The 19624-nt window shown below is 68.6% G+C and carries 17 protein-coding genes and 3 tRNA genes; 3 read left to right on the plus strand and 17 right to left on the minus strand.

All coding sequences use genetic code 11. From position 1 onward, the window contains the following. Positions 1–14 precede the first annotated feature (14 nt). From rpoB to CDO52_RS25290, 4 genes are all read right to left on the minus strand, one after another. Positions 15–3482 (minus strand): DNA-directed RNA polymerase subunit beta, encoded by a 3468-nt coding sequence (gene rpoB, locus CDO52_RS25275; protein WP_017621528.1) that lies wholly within the window; start codon positions 3480–3482, stop codon positions 15–17. Positions 3483–4279: 797 nt separating this feature from the next. Then, positions 4280–4669, minus strand: coding sequence for a 50S ribosomal protein L7/L12 (gene rplL / locus CDO52_RS25280; protein WP_017621527.1), 390 nt, complete (start codon positions 4667–4669; stop codon positions 4280–4282). A 100-nt stretch (positions 4670–4769) separates the two neighbouring features. After that, on the minus strand, positions 4770–5294 hold the full coding sequence (gene rplJ / locus CDO52_RS25285; RefSeq protein ID WP_017621526.1) for a 50S ribosomal protein L10: 525 nt from the start codon (positions 5292–5294) through the stop codon (positions 4770–4772). A gap of 430 nt (positions 5295–5724) precedes the next feature. Then, positions 5725–6525 carry a LolA-like protein gene (locus tag CDO52_RS25290; protein ID WP_017621525.1) on the minus strand — a complete coding sequence of 267 codons (801 nt, stop codon included), beginning with the start codon at positions 6523–6525 and terminating at the stop codon, positions 5725–5727. A 294-nt stretch (positions 6526–6819) separates the two neighbouring features. Between CDO52_RS25290 and CDO52_RS25295 the strand changes: the two genes are divergently transcribed. Next, on the plus strand, positions 6820–7641 hold the full coding sequence (locus CDO52_RS25295; protein ID WP_198345791.1) for an LppX_LprAFG lipoprotein: 822 nt from the start codon (positions 6820–6822) through the stop codon (positions 7639–7641). A 159-nt stretch (positions 7642–7800) separates the two neighbouring features. On the opposite strand, the gene rplA is transcribed toward CDO52_RS25295, so the two are convergent. The 5 genes from rplA to CDO52_RS25320 form a co-directional block, all read right to left on the minus strand. After that, positions 7801–8478: a 50S ribosomal protein L1 gene (gene rplA / locus CDO52_RS25300; protein WP_017618631.1), complete on the minus strand. Its 678-nt coding sequence runs from the start codon at positions 8476–8478 to the stop codon at positions 7801–7803. 76 nt (positions 8479–8554) lie between these two features. Next, positions 8555–8983 carry a 50S ribosomal protein L11 gene (gene rplK / locus CDO52_RS25305; RefSeq protein ID WP_017618630.1) on the minus strand — a complete coding sequence of 143 codons (429 nt, stop codon included), beginning with the start codon at positions 8981–8983 and terminating at the stop codon, positions 8555–8557. 298 nt (positions 8984–9281) lie between these two features. Beyond that, positions 9282–10097 (minus strand): transcription termination/antitermination protein NusG, encoded by an 816-nt coding sequence (gene nusG, locus CDO52_RS25310; RefSeq protein ID WP_017618629.1) that lies wholly within the window; start codon positions 10095–10097, stop codon positions 9282–9284. Positions 10098–10261: 164 nt separating this feature from the next. After that, positions 10262–10513 carry a preprotein translocase subunit SecE gene (secE, locus tag CDO52_RS25315; RefSeq protein WP_017618628.1) on the minus strand — a complete coding sequence of 84 codons (252 nt, stop codon included), beginning with the start codon at positions 10511–10513 and terminating at the stop codon, positions 10262–10264. Positions 10514–10626: 113 nt separating this feature from the next. Then, positions 10627–10699, minus strand: a tRNA-Trp gene (locus CDO52_RS25320). A 226-nt stretch (positions 10700–10925) separates the two neighbouring features. Between CDO52_RS25320 and CDO52_RS25325 the strand changes: the two genes are divergently transcribed. Both CDO52_RS25325 and CDO52_RS25330 read left to right on the plus strand, forming a co-directional pair. Further along, a complete protein-coding gene (locus tag CDO52_RS25325) occupies positions 10926–12134 on the plus strand; it encodes a pyridoxal phosphate-dependent aminotransferase (protein WP_026125794.1) in 1209 nt (402 codons plus the stop codon). A 165-nt stretch (positions 12135–12299) separates the two neighbouring features. Beyond that, positions 12300–13325, plus strand: a complete 1026-nt coding sequence (locus CDO52_RS25330; RefSeq protein WP_017618626.1) for an adenosine deaminase — start codon at positions 12300–12302, stop codon at positions 13323–13325. Between the two features lie 103 nt (positions 13326–13428). Here the strand turns inward: CDO52_RS25330 and CDO52_RS25335 are convergent, their stop codons facing one another. From CDO52_RS25335 to CDO52_RS25370, 8 genes are all read right to left on the minus strand, one after another. Further along, positions 13429–14019: a TMEM165/GDT1 family protein gene (locus CDO52_RS25335; protein ID WP_017618625.1), complete on the minus strand. Its 591-nt coding sequence runs from the start codon at positions 14017–14019 to the stop codon at positions 13429–13431. Between the two features lie 314 nt (positions 14020–14333). Further along, entirely contained in the window at positions 14334–15407 is a 1074-nt protein-coding gene (locus CDO52_RS25340; protein WP_017618624.1) for a UDP-N-acetylmuramate dehydrogenase, read from the minus strand. A gap of 130 nt (positions 15408–15537) precedes the next feature. Continuing rightward, complete coding sequence (locus CDO52_RS25345) at positions 15538–15966, minus strand: MaoC family dehydratase (protein WP_017618623.1); 429 nt, start codon at positions 15964–15966, stop codon at positions 15538–15540. A gap of 17 nt (positions 15967–15983) precedes the next feature. Beyond that, positions 15984–16445, minus strand: a complete 462-nt coding sequence (locus CDO52_RS25350; protein WP_017618622.1) for a MaoC family dehydratase N-terminal domain-containing protein — start codon at positions 16443–16445, stop codon at positions 15984–15986. Positions 16446–16686: 241 nt separating this feature from the next. Continuing rightward, on the minus strand, positions 16687–16854 hold the full coding sequence (gene rpmG, locus CDO52_RS25355) for a 50S ribosomal protein L33 (RefSeq protein WP_017618621.1): 168 nt from the start codon (positions 16852–16854) through the stop codon (positions 16687–16689). 107 nt (positions 16855–16961) lie between these two features. Beyond that, a tRNA-Met gene (locus tag CDO52_RS25360) sits at positions 16962–17037 on the minus strand. 114 nt (positions 17038–17151) lie between these two features. Next, positions 17152–17227, minus strand: a tRNA-Thr gene (locus tag CDO52_RS25365). 119 nt (positions 17228–17346) lie between these two features. Further along, positions 17347–19443, minus strand: coding sequence for an AAA family ATPase (locus tag CDO52_RS25370; RefSeq protein ID WP_017618620.1), 2097 nt, complete (start codon positions 19441–19443; stop codon positions 17347–17349). Positions 19444–19624 lie beyond the last annotated feature (181 nt).

A 19624-nucleotide genomic window follows, 5' to 3' on the forward strand; every position in this document is an offset into this window, starting at 1 on the left:
GAAGATCGCGGAAGTTAGACCTCTTCGACACTGCTCGGCTCGCGCCGACCAAGGTCGATCCCCAGTTCTTCCGCTGCACGGAAGACGTCCTCATCTGTGTCCCGCATCTCGATGGACATACCGTCACTGGACAGCACCTCCACGTTCAGACAGAGCGACTGCATCTCCTTGATGAGCACCTTGAAGGATTCGGGAATGCCCGGTTCGGGGATGTTCTCGCCCTTGACGATCGCCTCGTAGACCTTCACGCGGCCCAGGACGTCGTCCGACTTGATCGTGAGCAGCTCCTGCAGGGCGTAGGCGGCACCGTAGGCCTCGAGCGCCCAGACCTCCATCTCACCGAAGCGCTGGCCACCGAACTGCGCCTTACCACCCAGCGGCTGCTGCGTGATCATCGAGTACGGACCGGTGGAGCGCGCGTGGATCTTGTCGTCGACCAGGTGGTGCAGCTTGAGGATGTACTTGTAGCCGACGGAGATCGGGTGGGCGAACGGCTCACCGGTACGCCCGTCGTACAGGGTGGTCTTGCCGTTCGTGCCGATCAGGCGCTCACCGTCCGCGTTGGGGAGGGTGGACGCCAGCATGCCGCCGATCTCGTCCTCGCGCACACCGTCGAACACCGGGGTGGCGACCTTGGTGCCGGGCTCGGCGGTGTCGACACCGATCTCGTGGAGCGCCTGCTTCCACGGCTCGTCGTCGCCGTCGACCGCCCAGCCGTTCTTGGCCAGCCAGCCGAGGTGGACCTCCAGCACCTGCCCGACGTTCATTCGACCGGGAACGCCCAGCGGGTTGAGGATGATGTCGACCGGCGTGCCGTCGGCCATGAACGGCATGTCCTCCTGGGGGAGGATCTTGGCGATGACGCCCTTGTTGCCGTGGCGGCCGGCGAGCTTGTCGCCGTCGGTGATCTTGCGCTTCTGCGCGACGTAGACGCGGACCAGCTCGTTCACGCCGGGCGGCAGTTCGTCGCCCTCGTCGCGGCTGAAGACGCGCACGCCGATGACCTTGCCGGACTCACCGTGCGGGACCTTCAGGGAGGTGTCGCGCACCTCGCGCGCCTTCTCACCGAAGATGGCGCGCAGCAGCCGCTCCTCCGGCGTCAGCTCGGTCTCACCCTTGGGCGTGACCTTGCCGACGAGGATGTCGCCGTCGACGACCTCGGCACCGATGCGGATGATGCCGCGGTCGTCGAGGTCGGCCAGAACTTCGTCGCTGACGTTGGGGATCTCGCGGGTGATCTCCTCCGGGCCCAGCTTGGTGTCGCGGGCGTCGACCTCGTGCTCCTCGATGTGGATCGAGGAGAGGACGTCGTCCTGCACCAGGCGCTGGGAGAGGATGATCGCGTCCTCGTAGTTGTGGCCCTCCCAGGACATGTAGGCCACGAGCAGGTTCTTGCCGAGCGACATCTCACCCTGGTCGGTGGAGGGGCCGTCGGCGAGCACCTGGCGCTCCTCGACCCGCTGCCCCTCGGTGACGATGGGGCGCTGGTTGAAGCAGGTGCCCTGGTTGCTGCGGCGGAACTTGCCCAGGCGGTAGGTCTTGCGCGAGCCGTCGTCGGCCATGACGGTGACGTAGTCGGCGGTGACGTCCTCGACGACACCGGCGCTCTCCGCCAGGATGACCTCGCCGGCGTCGGTGGCGGCACGGTACTCCATGCCGGTACCCACGACCGGAGCCTCGGCCCGCAGCAGCGGCACCGCCTGGCGCTGCATGTTGGAGCCCATGAGCGCGCGGTTGGCGTCGTCGTGCTCCAGGAACGGGATCATGGAGGTCGCGACCGACACCATCTGGCGCGGCGAGACGTCCATGTAGTCGACCTCGTCCACGGAGGCGAGCTCGAACTCCCCGCCCTTACGGCGGACCAGGACGCGGTTGGTCTCGAAGGTGCCGTCCGCGCTGACCATGGTGTTGGCCTGCGCGATGACGAAGCGGTCCTCTTCGTCGGCGGTCAGGTAGACGACCTCGTCGGTCAGGCGGCCGTCGATGACCTTGCGGTACGGGGTCTCCACGAAGCCGAAGGAGTTGACCCGGCCGTACCCGGCCAGCGAGCCGATCAGACCGATGTTCGGGCCTTCCGGCGTCTCGATCGGGCACATGCGGCCGTAGTGCGACGGGTGGACGTCGCGCACCTCGAAGCCGGCGCGTTCACGGGACAGACCGCCCGGACCCAGCGCCGACAGGCGGCGCTTGTGGGTCAGGCCCGCCAGCGGGTTGGTCTGGTCCATGAACTGCGACAGCTGGCTGGTACCGAAGAACTCCTTGATGGAGGCGACGACCGGCCGGATGTTGATCAGGGTCTGCGGCGTGATGGCCTCGACGTCCTGCGTGGTCATGCGCTCGCGGACGACACGCTCCATGCGGGCCAGGCCCAGGCGGACCTGGTTCTGGATGAGCTCGCCGACGGTGCGCAGGCGCCGGTTGCCGAAGTGGTCGATGTCGTCGGTCTCGATCGGGAGGGAGCCGTTCGCGGTCTCCAGCTCCTCCTCACCGGCGTGCAGCCGGACGAGGTAGTCGATGGTGGCGACGATGTCGTCTTCGGTCAGCGTGCCCTGGGTGTACTCGGCGTCGACCCCGAGCTTCTTGTTGATCTTGTACCGGCCGACCTTGGCCAGGTCGTAGCGCTTGGGGTTGAAGTACAGGTTCTCCAGCAGCGCCTGAGCCGACTCCTTCGTGGGCGGCTCACCCGGACGCAGCTTGCGGTAGATGTCCAGCAGCGCGTCGTCGGTACCCGCGGTCGGGTCCTTCTCCAGCGTGTTGCGGATGGACTCGTAGTGGCCGAAGCGCTCCAGGATCTGGTCGGTCGTCCAGCCCAGCGCCTTGAGCAGGACGGTGACGCCCTGCTTGCGCTTGCGGTCGATGCGGACACCGACGAAGTCGCGCTTGTCGACCTCGAACTCCAGCCAGGCGCCGCGCGACGGGATGACCTTGCACCCGTAGAGGTCCTTGTCGGAGGACTTGTCGATCTGGCGGTCGAAGTACACGCCCGGCGAACGGACAAGCTGAGACACGACGACACGCTCGGTGCCGTTGATGATGAAGGTGCCCTTGGCGGTCATGAGCGGGAAGTCGCCCATGAACACCGTCTGGCTCTTGATCTCACCGGTGTCGTTGTTGATGAACTCCGCCGTGACGAACATCGGGGCGGAGTACGTCATGTCCTTGTCCTTGCACTCCTCTTCGGAGTACTTGGGCGGCTCGAACCGATGGTCGCGGAACGAGAGCGACATCGTGCCCGAGAAGTCCTCGATGGGACTGATCTCCTCGAAGATCTCTTCGAGACCGGACTGCTCCGGAACGTCCTTACGGCCGGCGTTACGGGCCGCCTCCACTCGGGCACGCCACTTCTCGTTGCCGAGCAGCCAGTCGAACGAGTCGGTCTGCAGGGCGAGAAGGTTCGGGACCTCGAGTGGTTCCTGAATGCGAGCGAAAGAAACGCGGTTCGGACCAAGGGCGTTAGCGGAGGCGTTGCGCGAGGCTGCCAACAGGGGTCCTTCCGAAGGCTTGTGGCGGTTGATGCGCGCGCACGCCGGACGACCCAAGGTGTCGGAGTACCGTCGAAATCGGAAGGCTCCCGTCAGGAGCACGTACGAGGAGCGCCGAGATCACGAAGAATCGGACACAACGCACGGACACCGGCACACGGATCGTCAAAGGGCAGCGCAAAAGGGCAGTGTAGCCGAATACTACACCGCTGTCCAACCGTGGCCCCCGGAGTCATTCACGACACCACGCAGCATCGCCCCAACCGACGAATCCGTCAAGCCCGGAGCCCCTTCAGAGGGGGCTCCCGGGGCCGTGAGAGGTCCCACAGGCCACCGGGGGTGTGAATGACCGGATAACCGGGAAAGACCCGTAGGTCCAGGCGCCATCCGGTCACCACCGCCCCCAGTATCCCCGAGACCGGAGACACGGGCCAACCGCGATCGGTCGGTAACGGCGGAGTCACACCGAGACACGGAACGGCGCGAGAACTCCCCCCGAGTCCCATCGGCACCACCCGTATGGCCACGCGGCACGCCCGAAACTCACCAGCATCGTCGGCATTCGGCCCTGTCCGACCGGATGCGGACACCGGGTCGCCCGGCACGCAGCCGTCGGCGCCAAGCTGGACCTACAGGTTCCGCACGAGGCGCTGCCGAAAGATCGGGCCAGCCGCCGCGCGGACGGACATCGCGGACGCCACGGAGAACAGCGAGATACACAGCGAAGGGCGGCCGCCCCCGAAAAGGGGCGACCGCCCTGTGCAAGCTGTGCGAAACAGCGGTGCAGTCCGGCCGGACTACTTGAGGGTCACCGTGGCGCCGGCGCCCTCGAGGGCTGCCTTGGCCTTCTCGGCGTTCTCCTTGTTGACACCCTCGAGCAGCGGCTTCGGGGCGTTGTCGACCAGGTCCTTGGCCTCCTTCAGGCCGAGGCTCGTGAGACCACGGACCTCCTTGATGACCTGGATCTTCTTGTCGCCGGCGGACTCGAGGACGACGTCGAACTCGTCCTTCTCCTCCTCGGCGGCGGCCTCGCCGCCACCGGCGGCCGGGGCGGCGACGACGGCCGCGGCCGGGGCGGCGGCGGTGACGTCGAACTTCTCCTCGAACTGCTTCACGAAGTCGGCCAGCTCGAGAAGGGTCATCCCCTCGAACTGCTCCAGCAGCTCTTCGGTGCTGAGCTTCGCCATGATTGCGATCTCTCTTTCTCTAGCAACACGCGCGTCCGGCGACGCCGTGCCGAGCCTTGCCATATCGGCGCGACCGCACCGACAAGGATCGTGGGGTTTCTTAGGCTTCGTCCGTACGCTTGTCGTGCAGCGCCTGAGCGAGCCGCACGGTCTTCGACGGCAGAGCCTGGAACACGGCGGCGGCCTGGCCCTGCTTGGCCTTGAGCGCGCCAGCCAGCTTCGCGAGGATGACCTCGCGGGACTCGAGATCGGCCAGCCTGTTGATCTCGTCGGGCGACATCGCCTTACCGTCGATGACGGCGCCCTTGATCACCAGCGGCTTGTTCGCCTTCGAGAAGTCACGCAGCCCCTTGGCGGCCTCGACCACGTCACCGTGGACGAAGGCGATGGCGGAGGGACCCTCGAACAGGTCGCCGACCTGCTCGCCAAGACCGGCCTCGTCGGCGGCGATCTTGGTCAGCGTGTTCTTCACGACGCGGAAGCGCGCGTTCTGGCCGAGGCTACGACGCAGCTCCCTGAGCTGCGCCACAGTGAGCCCCCGGTACTCGGTCAGCACAGCGCCCTGCGAGTCACGGAACTCCTCCGTGAGCTCGGCGACCGCGGCTGCCTTATCCGGCCTCGCCATGGGACTCCTTCCAACAGTGAACGCCGGTGGTTCCCAAGGGACCAGGTGAGGAGCGGGCGAGGGCATGAAAAAAGCCCCGGCGCAGGCGCACGGGGCGGGCGGATCCACGACATCCCACAGACGAACACAGCCGTCCACGGAGGACAGGGATCAACACGGCACTCAGCACACCTGCGCAGGCCGCCCACATCACGTGGGACCTTAGGTCACCCGTTGGGTGACGACCGGCGGTCTTCGGCAGTTCTCCATGTTAACCGATGTCCCGGGGTGCGGCGAACACCATCAGACTTCTCCGTTGATCTCGGGGATATCGACCGAATGTCGGCGATCATTCGGTCGATATCCCCGAGATCAACGAAGGGGTGACGAGCGGTGCGCCGGGCGCGTTCGCGGGCCCGGCGCACGCACCGCCTTCGGATGCCGGCGCGGTTTAGTACCCGCCGAGGTCGGAGCCGCCGCCCAGGCCCGGGGTGAGGTCGTCCATGCTGCCGATCTGGCTCTCACTCGGGAACTGGACCTCGCTCGGCTCGTTGAACGAGTGGAAGTCGACGGTCGACGTGAAGGCGTCGCCGAGCTTGGTCACCACGCGGCGGGGCAGCCCGTCGCCGTCGATGTAGGCCTCGAACTCCACGGTGTCGACACCGGCCTGCTCGAACTGCTCCCGCGCCGCCTGCTGCGCGTCCGCGTCGTCGACCTCCTGCAGCGCCTCCTCGGTGCTGTAGGACCCGGTGTACTTGGTCGTGGGGACACCGTCGATGTCCTGGCTCCCGGCCTCCTCGGCCTGCTTGACCGCCATGAGCTTCTCGACCTCGGAGAGCGGGTCCTGGCTGCCGACGTCGACCTGCTGGTCGCCCGGGTCGAAGCGGATCCACTCGGGGGTGTCCCCGCCCATCTGGCCCATGCCCATCGAGTCGGCCTTCATGACCATGTCGGTGCCGCGCATCAGGACGGTCGCCTGCTGGCCCTGCATGTCCATCTCCATCTGGAGCGTCGGCTCGGGGTTGCGCGTGTAGTCGATGTCCGCGGACATGTCCATGCTCTGGGCCCCGACCGAGCCGGACATCGTCATCGACGCCGTGTAGGTGTCGGCCTTCTCGGCGTCGTTCGCCATGTTCTTGACGACTTCGAGCGGGCTCGGACCGCCCAGCCCCGGCAACGGCAGAACCGAACAGCCCGAGACGGCCAACGCCAGGCCCGCGCCCGCAGCGGCCGCAGCGATCTTCTTCAGCATCGATCAAGCTCCCACTTCAGATATCAGCCGAAATCGGCCGGTTCGATCCATACGCGGTCTCTGACGTCGCATACGCCACTCGGGTTCCGCCTCGTCGCGGGAGGATTCGACGGCGGGCGGATCGCTGACCGGTCGCAGGTCGCGGGCGAACACGACAAAGCGACCGTTTCGACACACTTCAGTGGAATCATTGACGGTGCCGCACCCCCGCGGCCCCATGTTCCCCGCCCATGGGTCCCCTACATGAGAAGCAGAAAGCTGAATACCCCAGTGCGATCCCGTATCCCCGCGCTCATGGCCGTCGGCGGCCTCGCCCTTGTCACCACCGCCTGCGGCGGTGGCGCCGCCGAGGACGCCCCCGAGAAGACGCACGAGTCCGAGCCGCAGCAGGAGACCGCGGCCACGAAGCCCAGCGACATCTTCGAGCTTCTCGGCACGAAGACGGCCGAGCTCGACAACTACCGGGTCGATGTCGAGATGACCGTGGAGGACGAGGAGATCGGCACCTACCGCCCGTCCTTCTCGTACCAGGTCATGGACGATCCGGAGGCGATCCTCATGGATGTCGACTTCGGCGAGGAGTTCGGCGACGCCTTGGTGGAGGCCATGGGCGGTGAGGAGCCTCCGGGCGGCCTCGACGCCTTCACCCACACCACCCTGGTCTACGTCGGCGACGACGTCTACGTGAAGAACGACCACGGGCTCCACGGCGACGCTCCCTGGGTGCGCTCAACCGACGAGTCCCGGGAGGACATGCCGGACGTCGAACTCGACGACTTCATCGACCTCACCGAGGCGCTGTCCCAGGTCGACGACGTGAAGGAGGCCGGGACCGAGGAGATCAACGGGCAGGAGACCACGCACTTCACCGGGTCGCTGACCCAGAAGGCCATCGACGCCACCGAGGACGCGGACAAGCGCGAAACCTTGAAGGAGCTCTTCGACGGGGAGATCGAGGGTCAGCTCGACTTCGACGTGTGGGCCGACGCGGACAGCATCCCGCACCGCGTCACCCTGAAGGACGACGAGGTCGACATGACGATGGAGTTCTCCGAGATCGGCAAGGTCTCCTTCGAGGTCCCCGCCGAGGACGAGATCGGTGAGATGAAGGCCTGACCCGCTCTCCCACCCCTTCGATGACGCGCGAGATCGGAGGGGTGGGCAACACGAAGGGGCGCCGTCCCGTCCGTACGGACGGGACGGCGCCCCTCGACACATCAGCGGCGGCCGGGAAAACCCGGCCGCCGCTGATCGCTACGCGTGGTCCTGACGCGATCAGACCTCGAGCGGGATGCCCGGGCCCATGGAGGTGGTCAGGGTGGCCTTCTTGATGTAGCGGCCCTTCGCGGCGGACGGCTTGAGGCGCTGCACCTCGTCGAGGGCGGCACTGTAGTTCTCGACCAGCTTCTCGTCGTCGAACGAGAGCTTGCCGACGATGAAGTGCAGGTTCCCGTGGCGGTCCACGCGGAACTCGATCTTGCCGCCCTTGATGTCGGTCACGGCCTTGGCCACGTCCGGGGTGACGGTGCCGGTCTTCGGGTTCGGCATGAGGCCCCGCGGACCGAGCACGCGGCCCAGGCGGCCGACCTTGCCCATGAGGTCCGGGGTGGCGACGACCGCGTCGAAGTCGAGGAAGCCGTTCTGGACCTCCTGGACGAGGTCGTCGTCGCCGACGTAGTCGGCGCCCGCGGCGCGCGCCGCCTCCGCGCGGTCACCGGTGGCGAAGACCAGGACCCGAGCGGTCTTGCCGGTGCCGTGCGGCAGGTTGACGGTGCCGCGGACCATCTGGTCGGCCTTGCGCGGGTCGACGCCCAGGCGCAGGGCGACCTCGACGGTCGCGTCGAACTTGACGGTGCTGGTGTCCTTGGCCAGCTTCACCGCGTCGGCCGGAGCATAGAGCTTGCTGCGGTCGATCAGCTCGCTGCTTTTGCGGTGGTTCTTGCTGCGCTTCACGAAAATCTCCTGTGAGACGTGTGGTCGGGGGCCAGCGCCTGGCCCTGCCACGGGATGTTCAACGACGCCGGACGGGCTACTTGATCACGATGCCCATGGAGCGGGCGGTACCCGAGACGATCTTCTCGGCCTGGTCGAGGTCCTCGGTGTTGAGGTCGGGCAGCTTGGTCTGCGCGATCTCACGCACCTGGTCCTGGGTGATGGTGCCCGCCGTGGTGCGGCTCGGGTCCGTGGCGCCCTTGTCGATGCCGGCGGCCTTGAGGATCAGCTTCGGAGCCGGCGGCGTCTTGGTGATGAAGGTGAAGGAGCGGTCCTCGAAGATGGTGATCTCAACGGGGATGACGCTGCCGCGCTGGGCTTCCGTCGCAGCGTTGTACTGCTTGCAGAAGTCCATGATGTTGACGCCGTGCGGACCGAGAGCGGTACCGACGGGCGGGGCCGGCGTGGCCTGGCCAGCGGGAAGCTGAACCTTGACGAGCGCCGCGACCTTTTTCTTCGGAGGCATTTCGGGTCCTTTGCCTGGTCTGCTGTGTTTGCCTGGGCCGATCCGCACCGCTTGCGCGAAGCGGTGTGGTTCGCGGAGGGTCGGCCGGGCGGTTGCACGAACCGCTCCGGACGAACACCGTCACCCGCGTGGAGTAGCGCGCCCCTGCCAGGCCCAGGGCGGAGCGCGAATAATGCCCCGCAGGAGCGGGGCACGACGGGCCCGCCCCAGCAGGGCGGACCCATCAAGTCTACGCGCCATCGGTCGATGGCCGCGCCGCGGGCGATCTCAACTGGCCGCTGCGGCGCGCGGAGACGTATCAGATCTTGGAGACCTGGTTGAAGGCGAGCTCGACCGGGGTCTCGCGACCGAAGATCGACACCAGCACCTTGAGCTTCTGGGTGTCGGGGTTGATCTCGCTCACGGTCGCCGGAAGCGTGGCGAAGGGGCCCTCCATGACGGTGACCGACTCGCCGACCTCGTAGGCGACGTCCGAGCGGACCTCGGGCTTCTCCTTCTTGGTCTCCTCCGGCTCCTCCTCGGGCTCAGGCGCGAGAAGGTCGGCGACCTCCTGCAGGCTCAGCGGAGCCGGCTTGTTGGACAGGCCCACGAAGCCGGTGACGCCCGGGGTGTTCCGGATGGCCGACCAGGATTCGTCGGTGAGCTCCATCCGGACCAGGACGTAGCCGGGCAGCACCTTCTCGGTGACCTGCTGCCGCTTGCCGCTCTTGACCTCGGTGACCTCCTGGGTGGGCACCTCGACCTGGAAGATGTAGTCCTCCATGTTGAGCGACTGCGTGCGGCTCTCGACGTTGGCCTTCACCCGGTTCTCGTAACCGGCATAGGTGTGCACGACGTACCAGTCGCCAGGAAGCAGCCGGAGTTCCATCTTGAACTCCTCGACGGGGTCGAGCTTGGGCAGCTCGGGCGCAGCTGCCTCCCCCGCCTCGCCGTCGACGGCCTCGTCACCGTCGTCGGCGGCATCGCCCTCGATGGTGTCGGCGGCGTCGCCGGTCGCGCCGGCGTCGGACGCCTCGGGCTCCACCTGCTCGGCGTGCTGACCGGTCGCTTCCTCCGACGACTGATCAGTTTCCTCAGCGGGGAGGTCGTCAGAGGTCAGTGGGGACTCGGACACGGCTGCTCTTTCTCTCGTCGGTTAGGCGCTCGCGGATCGGCGCATCCATCGGTAGCGCCGGTGCCGGTTTCTGCCAGCTTACGGTCTCATCGGCCGCGATGGGACCAGGCCGGACACAGCGAGCGCGCCGCGCCGCGTATCAGCCCCGGGTTGTGGGGCCCGGATCAGGCCTCCGGGCTGCCGAACGTGCTGTAGAGCCAGGTGACGGCTTCACCGAAGCCGAAGTCGAGCAGAGAGACGTACCCGACCAGGATGAGGACAAAGACGATCACGACGATCGTGTAGGTGATGAGTTCGCGGCGCGTGGGCCAGCGAACCTTGCGAAGCTCGCCGACGACCTGCTTGCTGAAGGTCACCGGACCCGTACGACGCTTGCGCTCCTTCTCGGGCTTCGCGTCGGCGTCAGTCTGTGTCACCTGAAGTCCTTAGGAGTCGTCGGTCCGTCCGGCACCTTCTCGGCGTGACCCCCGCTTGTGGCGGAGATCCCAGCGCGCTCGCTCGCGATGCGCCGCCGTGAGGGAGCTGTTTGCAGGGCAGGAGGGACTCGAACCCCCAACCGCCGGTTTTGGAGACCGGTGCTCTTCCAATTGAGCCACTGCCCTTCGGGTGCCGCATTCTCGGCTGCTCCGCCAAGATAGCCGCGTTCCCACGATAGCCGCAACAACAGAGGCGGGGCACAACGTTTTCCACGACCCGTCCCGCCTGTCCGAGGACCATCGGATGCCAGAGTCTATGCCCATTGGAGACCCAAGACCAACCCGGCGCTCGCGCAGCGGGTAGTCCCACCTTCCGGGAAACCACCCGGCACCTCATGCAAGCATGGGGTACATGACTGACCGACCTCGTATCTCCGAACGCATCGGCGGCATCTCCGAGTCGGCGACCCTGGCCGTTGACGCCAAGGCCAAGGCCATGAAGGCGGCCGGGCGCCCCGTCATCGGATTCGGCGCCGGGGAGCCCGACTTCCCCACTCCCGACTACATCGTCGAAGCGGCCGCCAAGGCGTGCCGCGAACCGCGGTTCCACCGCTACACCCCGGCGGGGGGCCTGCCTGAGCTCAAGGAGGCGCTGGCCGCCAAGACCCTGCGTGATTCCGGTCTCAAGGTCGACCCGGCGCAGGTCCTGGTGACCAACGGCGGCAAGCAGGCCATCTACGAGGCGTTCGCCACGCTGCTCGATCCGGGCGACGAGGTCATCGTCATCGCTCCCTACTGGACGACCTACCCGGAGTCCATCAAGCTGGCCGGCGGTGTGCCGCGCTACGTGGTCACCGACGAGTCCACCGGCTACCTGGCCTCCGTCGAGCAGCTGGAGGCCGCGCGCACCGAGCGCACGAAGGTCCTGCTGTTCGTCTCCCCGTCCAACCCGACCGGCGCGGTCTACACCCCGGAGCAGGTCCGGGAGATCGGCCAGTGGGCGGCGCGCAACGGGCTGTGGGTGCTGACCGACGAGATCTACGAGCACCTCGTCTACGGCGACGCGAAGTTCAGCTCCATGCCGGTCGAGGTGCCCGAGCTGCTCGACCGCACCATCATCGTCAACGGCGTCGCCAAGACCTACGCGATGACCGGCTGGCGCGTGGGGTGGGTCGTGGGCCCCAAGGACGTCGTGAAGGCCGCGAGCAACCTGCAGTCGCACGCGACCTCCAACGTCGCCAACGTGTCGCAGGCCGCCGCCCTGGCCGCCGTCTCCGGCTCGCTGGACGCGGTCGCCGAGATGCGCACCGCGTTCGACCGGCGCCGCCGCACCATCGTCCGGATGCTCAACGAGATCCCGGGCGTGCTGTGCCCCGAGCCGCAGGGCGCGTTCTACGCCTACCCGTCGATCAAGGAGGTCCTCGGCAAGGAGATCCGCGGCAAGCGCCCGCAGACCTCCACCGAGCTCGCCGAGCTGATCCTGGAGCAGGCCGAGGTGGCCGTCGTTCCGGGCGAGGCGTTCGGAACCCCCGGCTACCTGCGCCTGTCCTACGCGCTCGGCGACAGCGACCTGGCCGAGGGCGTCGGCCGCATGCAGAAGCTGCTGAGCGAAGCGGAGTAGCGGCCCCGCGGCCCGCTCCGTCCCCACATCCTGGGCCCCGGAACCCGCGGGTTCCGGGGCCCACGTGTGTCCGCCCGCCGTCCCGGCGGTCGGCCCCGCCTTCGAGCGATCCTTTTCCTGGGGGACCTTGTGACGGCACGCGCCGTCGTACGGCACCCTTGTTTCATGGAACGCCCGATCACCCAGCTACCCAAGGCCCACCTGCATCTCCACTTCACCGGCTCCCTGCGCCATTCGACCCTGGTGGACATGGCCCGGGAGCGCGGGGTCCACCTCCCGCAGGCCCTGGTCGACGATTGGCCACCCCGGCTGCGGGCGACCGATGAGCGCGGCTGGTTCCGGTTCCAGCGCCTGTACGACATCGCCCGGTCGGTGCTGGGCCGGCCCGAGGACATGTACCGGCTCCTGCGCGAGGCCGCCGAGGACGAGCGTGCCGCCGGTTCGGGGTGGCTCGAGATCCAGGTCGACCCCAGCGGGTACGCGCCCCGCTTCGACGGCCTCACGGCCACGCTGGAGCTCATCCTGGACGCCGCGCGCGTGGCCGAGCGGGAGACGGGGGTCGGGATCGGGATCATGGTCGCGGCCAACCGCACCAAGCACCCCCTGGACGCGAAGGCGCTGGCGCGGCTGGCCGCCCAGTACAGCGGGCGGGGCGTGGTCTCGTTCGGGCTCAACAACGACGAGCGGCGCGGCCGGGCCCTGGAGTTCGAGGGCGCGTTCCGGATCGCCAGGCGCGCCGATCTGCTGTCGGCCCCGCACGGCGGCGAGCTGGGCGGCCCCCGCAGCGTCCGGGAGTGCCTGGACGAGCTGGCCGCCGACCGCATCGGCCACGGCGTCCGCGCGGTCGACGACCCCTACCTGGTGGAGCGCATCGCCACGCAGGAGGTCACGCTGGAGGTCTGCCCCACCTCCAATGGCGCTCTGGGGGTGTTCGAGGAGATCGAGCACGTGCCGCTGCGCTGGCTGTTCGACGCGGGTGCCCCGATCGCGCTGGGTGCCGACGACCCCCTCCTCTTCGGGCCGAGGCTCGCCGAGCAGTACGAGATCGCGCGCACCGTGTTCGGCTTCACCGACCCCGAGCTGGCCGAGCTGGCGCGGATGTCCATCCGCGGGTCGGCCGCGCCCGACGCGCTGAAGAAGGAGCTCCTGGCGGGCGTGGACGCGTGGCTGGCCACGCCCCCGCCCCAGTGATCCCGTTGATCTCGGGAAAGCGCGCCAAATTCCAGCGGTTTTTTGGCGCAGTTTCCCGAGATCATCGACTCTTTGGCGCACTTTCCCGAGATCAACAGGGGAGTCAGAGCGCGATTGTGCGCAGCCCCTGCAGCAGCATGCCGCCTCCGGCGAGGAAGAACAGCACGGCGGCGCCGACCTGGATGGCGCGTTCGGGGAGCTTCTTGCCGAGCACGGCGCCGAGTCCGATCGCGATGGCGTCGGCCGCCACCATGCCGATGGTGGAGCCGATCCACACGGGGAGCCAGTCGTACTGCGTGCCGACGGCGATCGTGGCGAGCATCGTCTTGTCGCCGAGTTCTGCGGCGAAGAACACCACGAGGACGGTGACGAACGCCGAGGGGATGCGCCGCGATGCCGCGCGCTCCTCGTCTTTGGCGGTGAGGTCGTCGCCGCGCAGCGTCCACAGGCCGAAGAGGATGAAGGAGACCCCGGCGATCAGCGTGACCCAGTCGGTGGGGATGGCCAGGCCCAGCACTTCGGCGAGGAGGACGCTGAACCCGTGGACCGCGACGGTCGCGGCGGTGATCCCGAGCAGCACGGTCCCCGCCCGATAGCGCGTGGCCAGGGACATCGCGACGAGCTGGGTCTTGTCGCCCATTTCCGCGATGAAAATCGCGCCGGTTCCGACCGCCAATGCGGTGGCGAACTCCATGATCGTCCCGCTTCCCTTTCCACGTCGCGCTGCGGCGCACCGGGCGGAAGCGAAAAAGCGGACGCCACGCTTCGACCCGGAACGCATGTCCGGACCGAAGGTCTCGTCCGCCTGTGGCAGTGGAGGCTCATGCGACCGGGCCGACGTCGTGGCCGGCCAGCGTGTCGATCGCATGGATTAGGGACTACTCCCCTTCGACGAATCGGACTTTATACGCCGAAAAGGGGAAATGCAATTTCTCGGGGCGGCTCATAAATGCCCGAAGAATGCCGAATATCAGAGTTGGGTACCCCGAAATTAATTGGTCCGGGAGCCTAAAGTCCGACGCCCACCATCACCGGCTCGTTGACCAGGGTCACGCCGAACGCCTCGGCCACCCCGCCGCGCACCTCGCGGGCGAGCCGCAGCAGGTCCTCGGTGGTGGCGCCGCCGGGGTTGGTCAGCGCGAGCGTGTGCTTGGTGGAGATCCGGGCGGGCCCGGCACCGTAGCCCTTGTGGAATCCGGCGCGGTCGATGAGCCAGGCCGCGGAGAGCTTCACATGGCCGTCGGCGGCGGGGTGGGCGGGCGCCGCGGTGTCCGGGCCGAGCCGATCGGCGACGCGCTTGGTGAACTCGGTGAACGCCTGGGCGTCGAGGATGGGGTTGGTGAAGAAGGACCCGGCGCTGCGCGTGTCGGGGTCGGCGGGGTCGAGCACCATGCCCTTGCCCTTGCGGAGCGCCAGGACGGTGCTGCGCGCCTCGGCCAGCGGCACCTGCTCCCCCGCCTCGACGCCCATGGTGCGGGCGACCTCGGCGTAGCGGATGGGCCGGCTCAGGTCGCCGCGGGTGAGTTCGAACACGACCTCGCACACGACGTAGCGGTCGCTGCCCTTGAAGACGCTGTCGCGGTAGGTGAAGCCGCACGCGGCGTTGTCCATCACGCGCCGCTCGCCGGTGTGCCGGTCCCAGACCAGCACCTCGGTGATGGTCTGGCTGACGTCCTGGCCGTAGGCGCCGACGTTCTGGATCGGGGTGGAGCCGACCCGGCCGGGGATACCGGAGAGGCACTCGATCCCGCTGAGCCCTTCGGCGACGGTCTGTTCGACGAGGGGTTCCCACCCCACGCCGGCGTCGGCGCGCAGGCGGACGGTGTCGTCCCGGGTGCCCGGCTCCATCGTGACGCCCTGGGAGTCGACGTGGACCACCGTCCCGGCGAACCCGGCGTCGGCGATGACGAGGTTGCTGCCGCCGCCCAGGACGAGCAGCGGCTCACCGGCGGCGTCGGCGGCGGTCACGGCGTCCACCAGCTCGGCGGTGTCGCGGGCGGTGACGAACCGCCCGGCGGGGCCGCCGAGGCCGAGGGTGGTGTAGTCGGCCAGCCGAACGTCGGACTCGGTGTGAACGGTCACGTGCTACCTCTGTGGGACGGGGAAAAGGTGGCGGCTCCCCGCCGCGGCCGCCGGTCTGCGGCCGCGTGCGACGGAAGCGGGGCTCAGGGACGATGGCATCGGAGACGATGCGCGGCCGAGCGGGGCGGCCTCAGGCGAGCCGGACGACCGCGTTGGCGCGGACCAGCACCTTGGCGCCGCCGGAGCGGGCGGTCAGGGCGACCACGACCTGGTTGTCGTCGCGCTTCTCCTTGACGACGCCGCTGACGCTGATCTCGGCGCCCTCGTCGTCATCGGGCACCACGACGGGCGCGGAGAACTTCACACCGTACTCGACCAGGGCGCCGGGGTCGCCGACCCAGTCGGTGACCAGGCGACCGGCCTCGGCCATGGTGAACATGCCGTGCGCGATGACGTTGGGCAGGCCCACGGACTTGGCGACGCGCTCGTTCCAGTGGATCGGGTTGAAGTCGCCAGAGGCCCCGGCATAGCGGACCAGGTCGAGGCGGCGGACCGGGTAGACCTGCTCGGGCAGCTCGGTGCCGACCTCGACATCGGTGTAGCGGATGGTGGCGGCCATACTGTGCTCCCTGCTCCCTACTTCTGGTCCTGGGCGGCCTCGCCGCGCACCACGAGCATGTTGACGGACGTCACGACGTGCTCGCCCTCGACGGTGGAGATCTCGCTCTCCAGTGTGACCATCTCGGTGGCACCGAGGGTTTTGATCTCGGCGATCCGCGTCACGGTGTCGACGACGTCACCGGCCCGCAGGGGGCGGCTGTAGCGGAAGGTCTGCTGCCCGTGGACGACCCGGGAGAAGTCGAGGCCGAGCTCGGGGTCGACGGCGGCCTGCGCAGCGGCGTCCATGCCCAGGATGATGGGGAAGGTCGGCGGAGCGATGACGTCGGGGTAGCCGGCGGCCTTGGCCGCCTCGATGTCCGTGTAGAGGGCGTTCGAGTCCTGGATCGCGCCAGCGAACTCCCGGATCTTGCCGCGGGTGACGTCGTAGGGCTGTGCCGCCCGGTACTCCCGCCCCACAAAGTCGCGGTTGATCGCCATGGACTCCCTCTCAAAAGCCGATGATGGGCCGCGTCCGGCATACGCGCCCCCTTAACACTAATAGCCCAGTGAGCTGCGACGCTCACTGGGCTATCTGCGCGTATATCACCGCGGAACCGCCGCTGATCCGGCCGTCGCGCCCGGGCGGACCGGCTCTGCGGAACGCGGCCGGGACGGAGAACGGCGACCCCATGGGACGGTGGGGATCGCGGCGCGCGGCGCCTCCGCTACGAAAGCGGGACTAGCGGGTCTCGCGGTGCTCGGAGTGCTGCCGGCAGTTCGGGCAGAACTTCTTCAGCGAAAGACGGTCGGGGTTGTTCCGACGATTCTTGCGCGTGATGTAGTTACGGTGCTTGCACTCCTGGCAGGCCAGGGTGATCTTCGGCCTCACATCGGCGGTGGCAGCCACGTCGGAGTGCCTTTCTCGCTGGAATCCAAACTGACAACTGCGTGCTAACGCAGCACACTGCAAAAGACCCGCGTCGACCCCTGGCACAGTGACAGGGGTCTCGCAGGTGGTAGCGGAGGCCGGACTTGAACCGACGACACAGCGATTATGAGCCGCTTGCTCTACCGACTGAGCTACTCCGCCTGGATGCCCGGGCGTTCCGGATCCGCAGTGAAAGGATACCGGAGGCTCGGCTCGACCGGCGAATGAGATTCCGCCGGTCACCCACCTGAGTGGACCGGAAGCTCAAACAAGTGGTGGAGCCCCTTTACGGAATCGAACCGTAGACCTTCTCCTTACCATGGAGACGCTCTGCCGACTGAGCTAAAGGGGCACGCTCCCTTGGCTTTCCCCCGGGGCTTCCGGGGTTCCGCCCTTCGCGTTGGTGATGACTATACAGGGGTTTCGGGGTGCTCTGCCAAATCGAACGCCGAGGACCCCCGCGACCAGCACTCATCCACCGTACTGCCCGGGTGCGTCGACCCAGACGTTGGACATCGCGTCCCGGTGGATCGTCCGGATCGTGGCGGGCAGGCCCAGCCGGATCAGGGCGTCGGGCAGCCGGGTGTCGTGCGTGAACACGATGATCTGGCGGTGGCGGCCGACCTCCGCGAGCACTGCGGACAGCCCCTCGACGGTCTCGGTGTCCATGGCCTGGACCGGGTCGTCCAGGACCAGGAAGCCGAACGGGTTGCCCGGGATCAGGGTCCGCGGCAGGCACACCGACAGCGCCAGCGCCTGGAACTCGCCCTGGCTCAGCAGCCCCGGCGCGTTGCCGTCGTTCTCCACGCCGTCCACGGCGACGTCCACGGCCATCCGCCGCTGCATCCCCCGGCCGACCAGGCGCAGCCGCTCCAGGTCGATGTGGCGCTCCTGACGCAGCCGCTGCCAGACGTGCTCGGCCTGGGCCGCGAGCGGGCGCAGGCGTTCGGCCCGGATCTCCCCGGCCAGGCCGGTCAGCCAGTGCAGCGCCTGCTCGGCGGGGACCAGCGTCTCGTGCGCGCGCGAGGCCGAGCGCGCGTCGTCGATCCACGCGGACAGCTGCTCGGCCAGGGCGGCCCAGCCGTCCGTGGGGTCGTCGAGGCGCTCACCGGCGGCCCTCCGGGCGCTGGTGGCCGCCGAGCGGAAGCGGCGGCCCACGGTCTCGATGTGGTCGGCCAGCTCACCCAGGTCGGTGATCTTCGTGCCCGCCTCCCACTGCGCCCAGACCTGCCCGAGCTCGCTGTCGGCCGGCAGCCAGGACGGCATCGGCGCCAGCAGGAACCGGGCCTTGTCACGGGCGTCCTCGGCGCGCTCGTAGGCGGCCGCGGCACTCGCGGCAATAGGCTCCAGCTTCGCGATCTCCGCTCTGGCCTGCCGGGCCCAGTCCGGCCCGAGGACTCCCTCGGCGTGGCACGTCGGGCAGTCGGACTCCTTGGGGTGGCGCTGGTGGTGCTCCAGCGCTTGGCTCAGCAGCGTCACGACGCCGCGCGCGCGGTCGCCCTTGGTCCCGGCCGCCATGGCCAGTTCCATCGCCGCTCCGCGCAGCTCGTTGACGACGTCGCTCATCAGGGACCGCTCCGGAACCGACATCCGGCGCAGCCGTCGCATGACGAGCTGCTGGCCGGGGTCGGCCGGGCCGTCGTCGGCGGCGATGACCGCGAGCCGGTCGAGGTCGATGGACGCGGACGCCGCCGTGAGCAACTCCACAGCGCGCGTGGCGCGAGGGTCGCTGCCGTCCTTGAGCTGGGAGATCAGGAACGGCAGATCGCGACTGGGGCGATCGCGCACCTTTGCCAGGCGGTCGCAGGCCTTGGCGAGGCGGCGCTCGGCCTCGGCGAGCTCGGTGAGTCCGAGGAGCGCCGTGATGGTGTCGTACAGCTCGACGGCGCGCCCGGTGACGGTCCGGCCGAGCTCGTCGTAGGAGAGGAACGGCCGGTACCGGGCGAGTTCCGGGTCCAGGCCGAGGCTGCGCAGCGGCGCGGTCATGCCGGAGTGCGACACCACCTCGCCCCGGGCGGAGCGCACGCTGTCGCCGGTCCAGTGGCGGGTGACACGTGTGGGGCCGGGGTCGCCGTCCATGTGCAGCTCGACGCTGACCTCGGTGCTGTCCTCGAAGTGCAGGTTGCGCCAGCCGTCGCGCCACGCCGTGGGCATCGCGTCCCAGCGGGGGTTCCGACCAGTCAGCGCCGCCTGGGCGGCCTCGGCGAAGCTGGACTTCCCGGATCCGTTGCGGCCGACGATGACGGTCAGGCCGGGGCCGGGCGGGAATTCCAGCTGGGCCGGGCGGCCGATGCCGCGGAACCCCTGGACCTCGATCCGGCCCAGATAGCTTCGCCGCAGCTGGGGCCTGGGCGGCGGGGTGCGCACCTCGTCCGCGAGCCCGTCGACCGCCTTACCCCGGGCAAGGGCCGCCACAGCGTCGTCCCCGTGCAGAGCGGCCGCCACCCACTGCCGCGCCGTCGCACCCAGGGAGGACTCGGCCAGCCGCTCCAGAACCTCCAGAGCCGACTCGCCGCCGTCGTCCTGACCGGCGTCCTCATCGGAGAACGTCGCAGGGATTGTCGTCACCGCCGATCACCCCACCCGCCCCATCGCTTTACTGTTCCTTTGCAGGTTAGGACAGATGGGATGAAAGCAATAGCCGGATGCGCACACCGGGCGCTGACGCTCGCCCGGTGCCGCGCACCGCCCTCGGCACCTTCGCGGGGCGGGTCGCGCCGCCGCGTCCACCCCGTCCCACCGGGGACGG

The organism is Nocardiopsis gilva YIM 90087, from assembly GCF_002263495.1.
In the GTDB taxonomy this organism is placed as follows: Bacteria; Actinomycetota; Actinomycetes; order Streptosporangiales; family Streptosporangiaceae; genus Nocardiopsis_C; species Nocardiopsis_C gilva.

Excerpts from the sequence above, each read along its gene's own strand:
- rplL (WP_017621527.1), bottom strand. The coding sequence starts at position 4,669 with ATGGCGAAGCTCAGCACCGAAGAGCTGCTGGAGCAGTTCGAGGGGATG.
- rplJ (WP_017621526.1), bottom strand. The coding sequence starts at position 5,294 with ATGGCGAGGCCGGATAAGGCAGCCGCGGTCGCCGAGCTCACGGAGGAG.
- CDO52_RS25290 (WP_017621525.1), bottom strand. The coding sequence starts at position 6,525 with ATGCTGAAGAAGATCGCTGCGGCCGCTGCGGGCGCGGGCCTGGCGTTG.
- CDO52_RS25295 (WP_198345791.1), top strand. The coding sequence starts at position 6,820 with ATGGCCGTCGGCGGCCTCGCCCTTGTCACCACCGCCTGCGGCGGTGGC.
- rplK (WP_017618630.1), bottom strand. The coding sequence starts at position 8,983 with ATGCCTCCGAAGAAAAAGGTCGCGGCGCTCGTCAAGGTTCAGCTTCCC.
- CDO52_RS25325 (WP_026125794.1), top strand. The coding sequence starts at position 10,926 with ATGACTGACCGACCTCGTATCTCCGAACGCATCGGCGGCATCTCCGAG.
- CDO52_RS25330 (WP_017618626.1), top strand. The coding sequence starts at position 12,300 with ATGGAACGCCCGATCACCCAGCTACCCAAGGCCCACCTGCATCTCCAC.
- CDO52_RS25335 (WP_017618625.1), bottom strand. The coding sequence starts at position 14,019 with ATGGAGTTCGCCACCGCATTGGCGGTCGGAACCGGCGCGATTTTCATC.
- CDO52_RS25345 (WP_017618623.1), bottom strand. The coding sequence starts at position 15,966 with ATGGCCGCCACCATCCGCTACACCGATGTCGAGGTCGGCACCGAGCTG.
- CDO52_RS25350 (WP_017618622.1), bottom strand. The coding sequence starts at position 16,445 with ATGGCGATCAACCGCGACTTTGTGGGGCGGGAGTACCGGGCGGCACAG.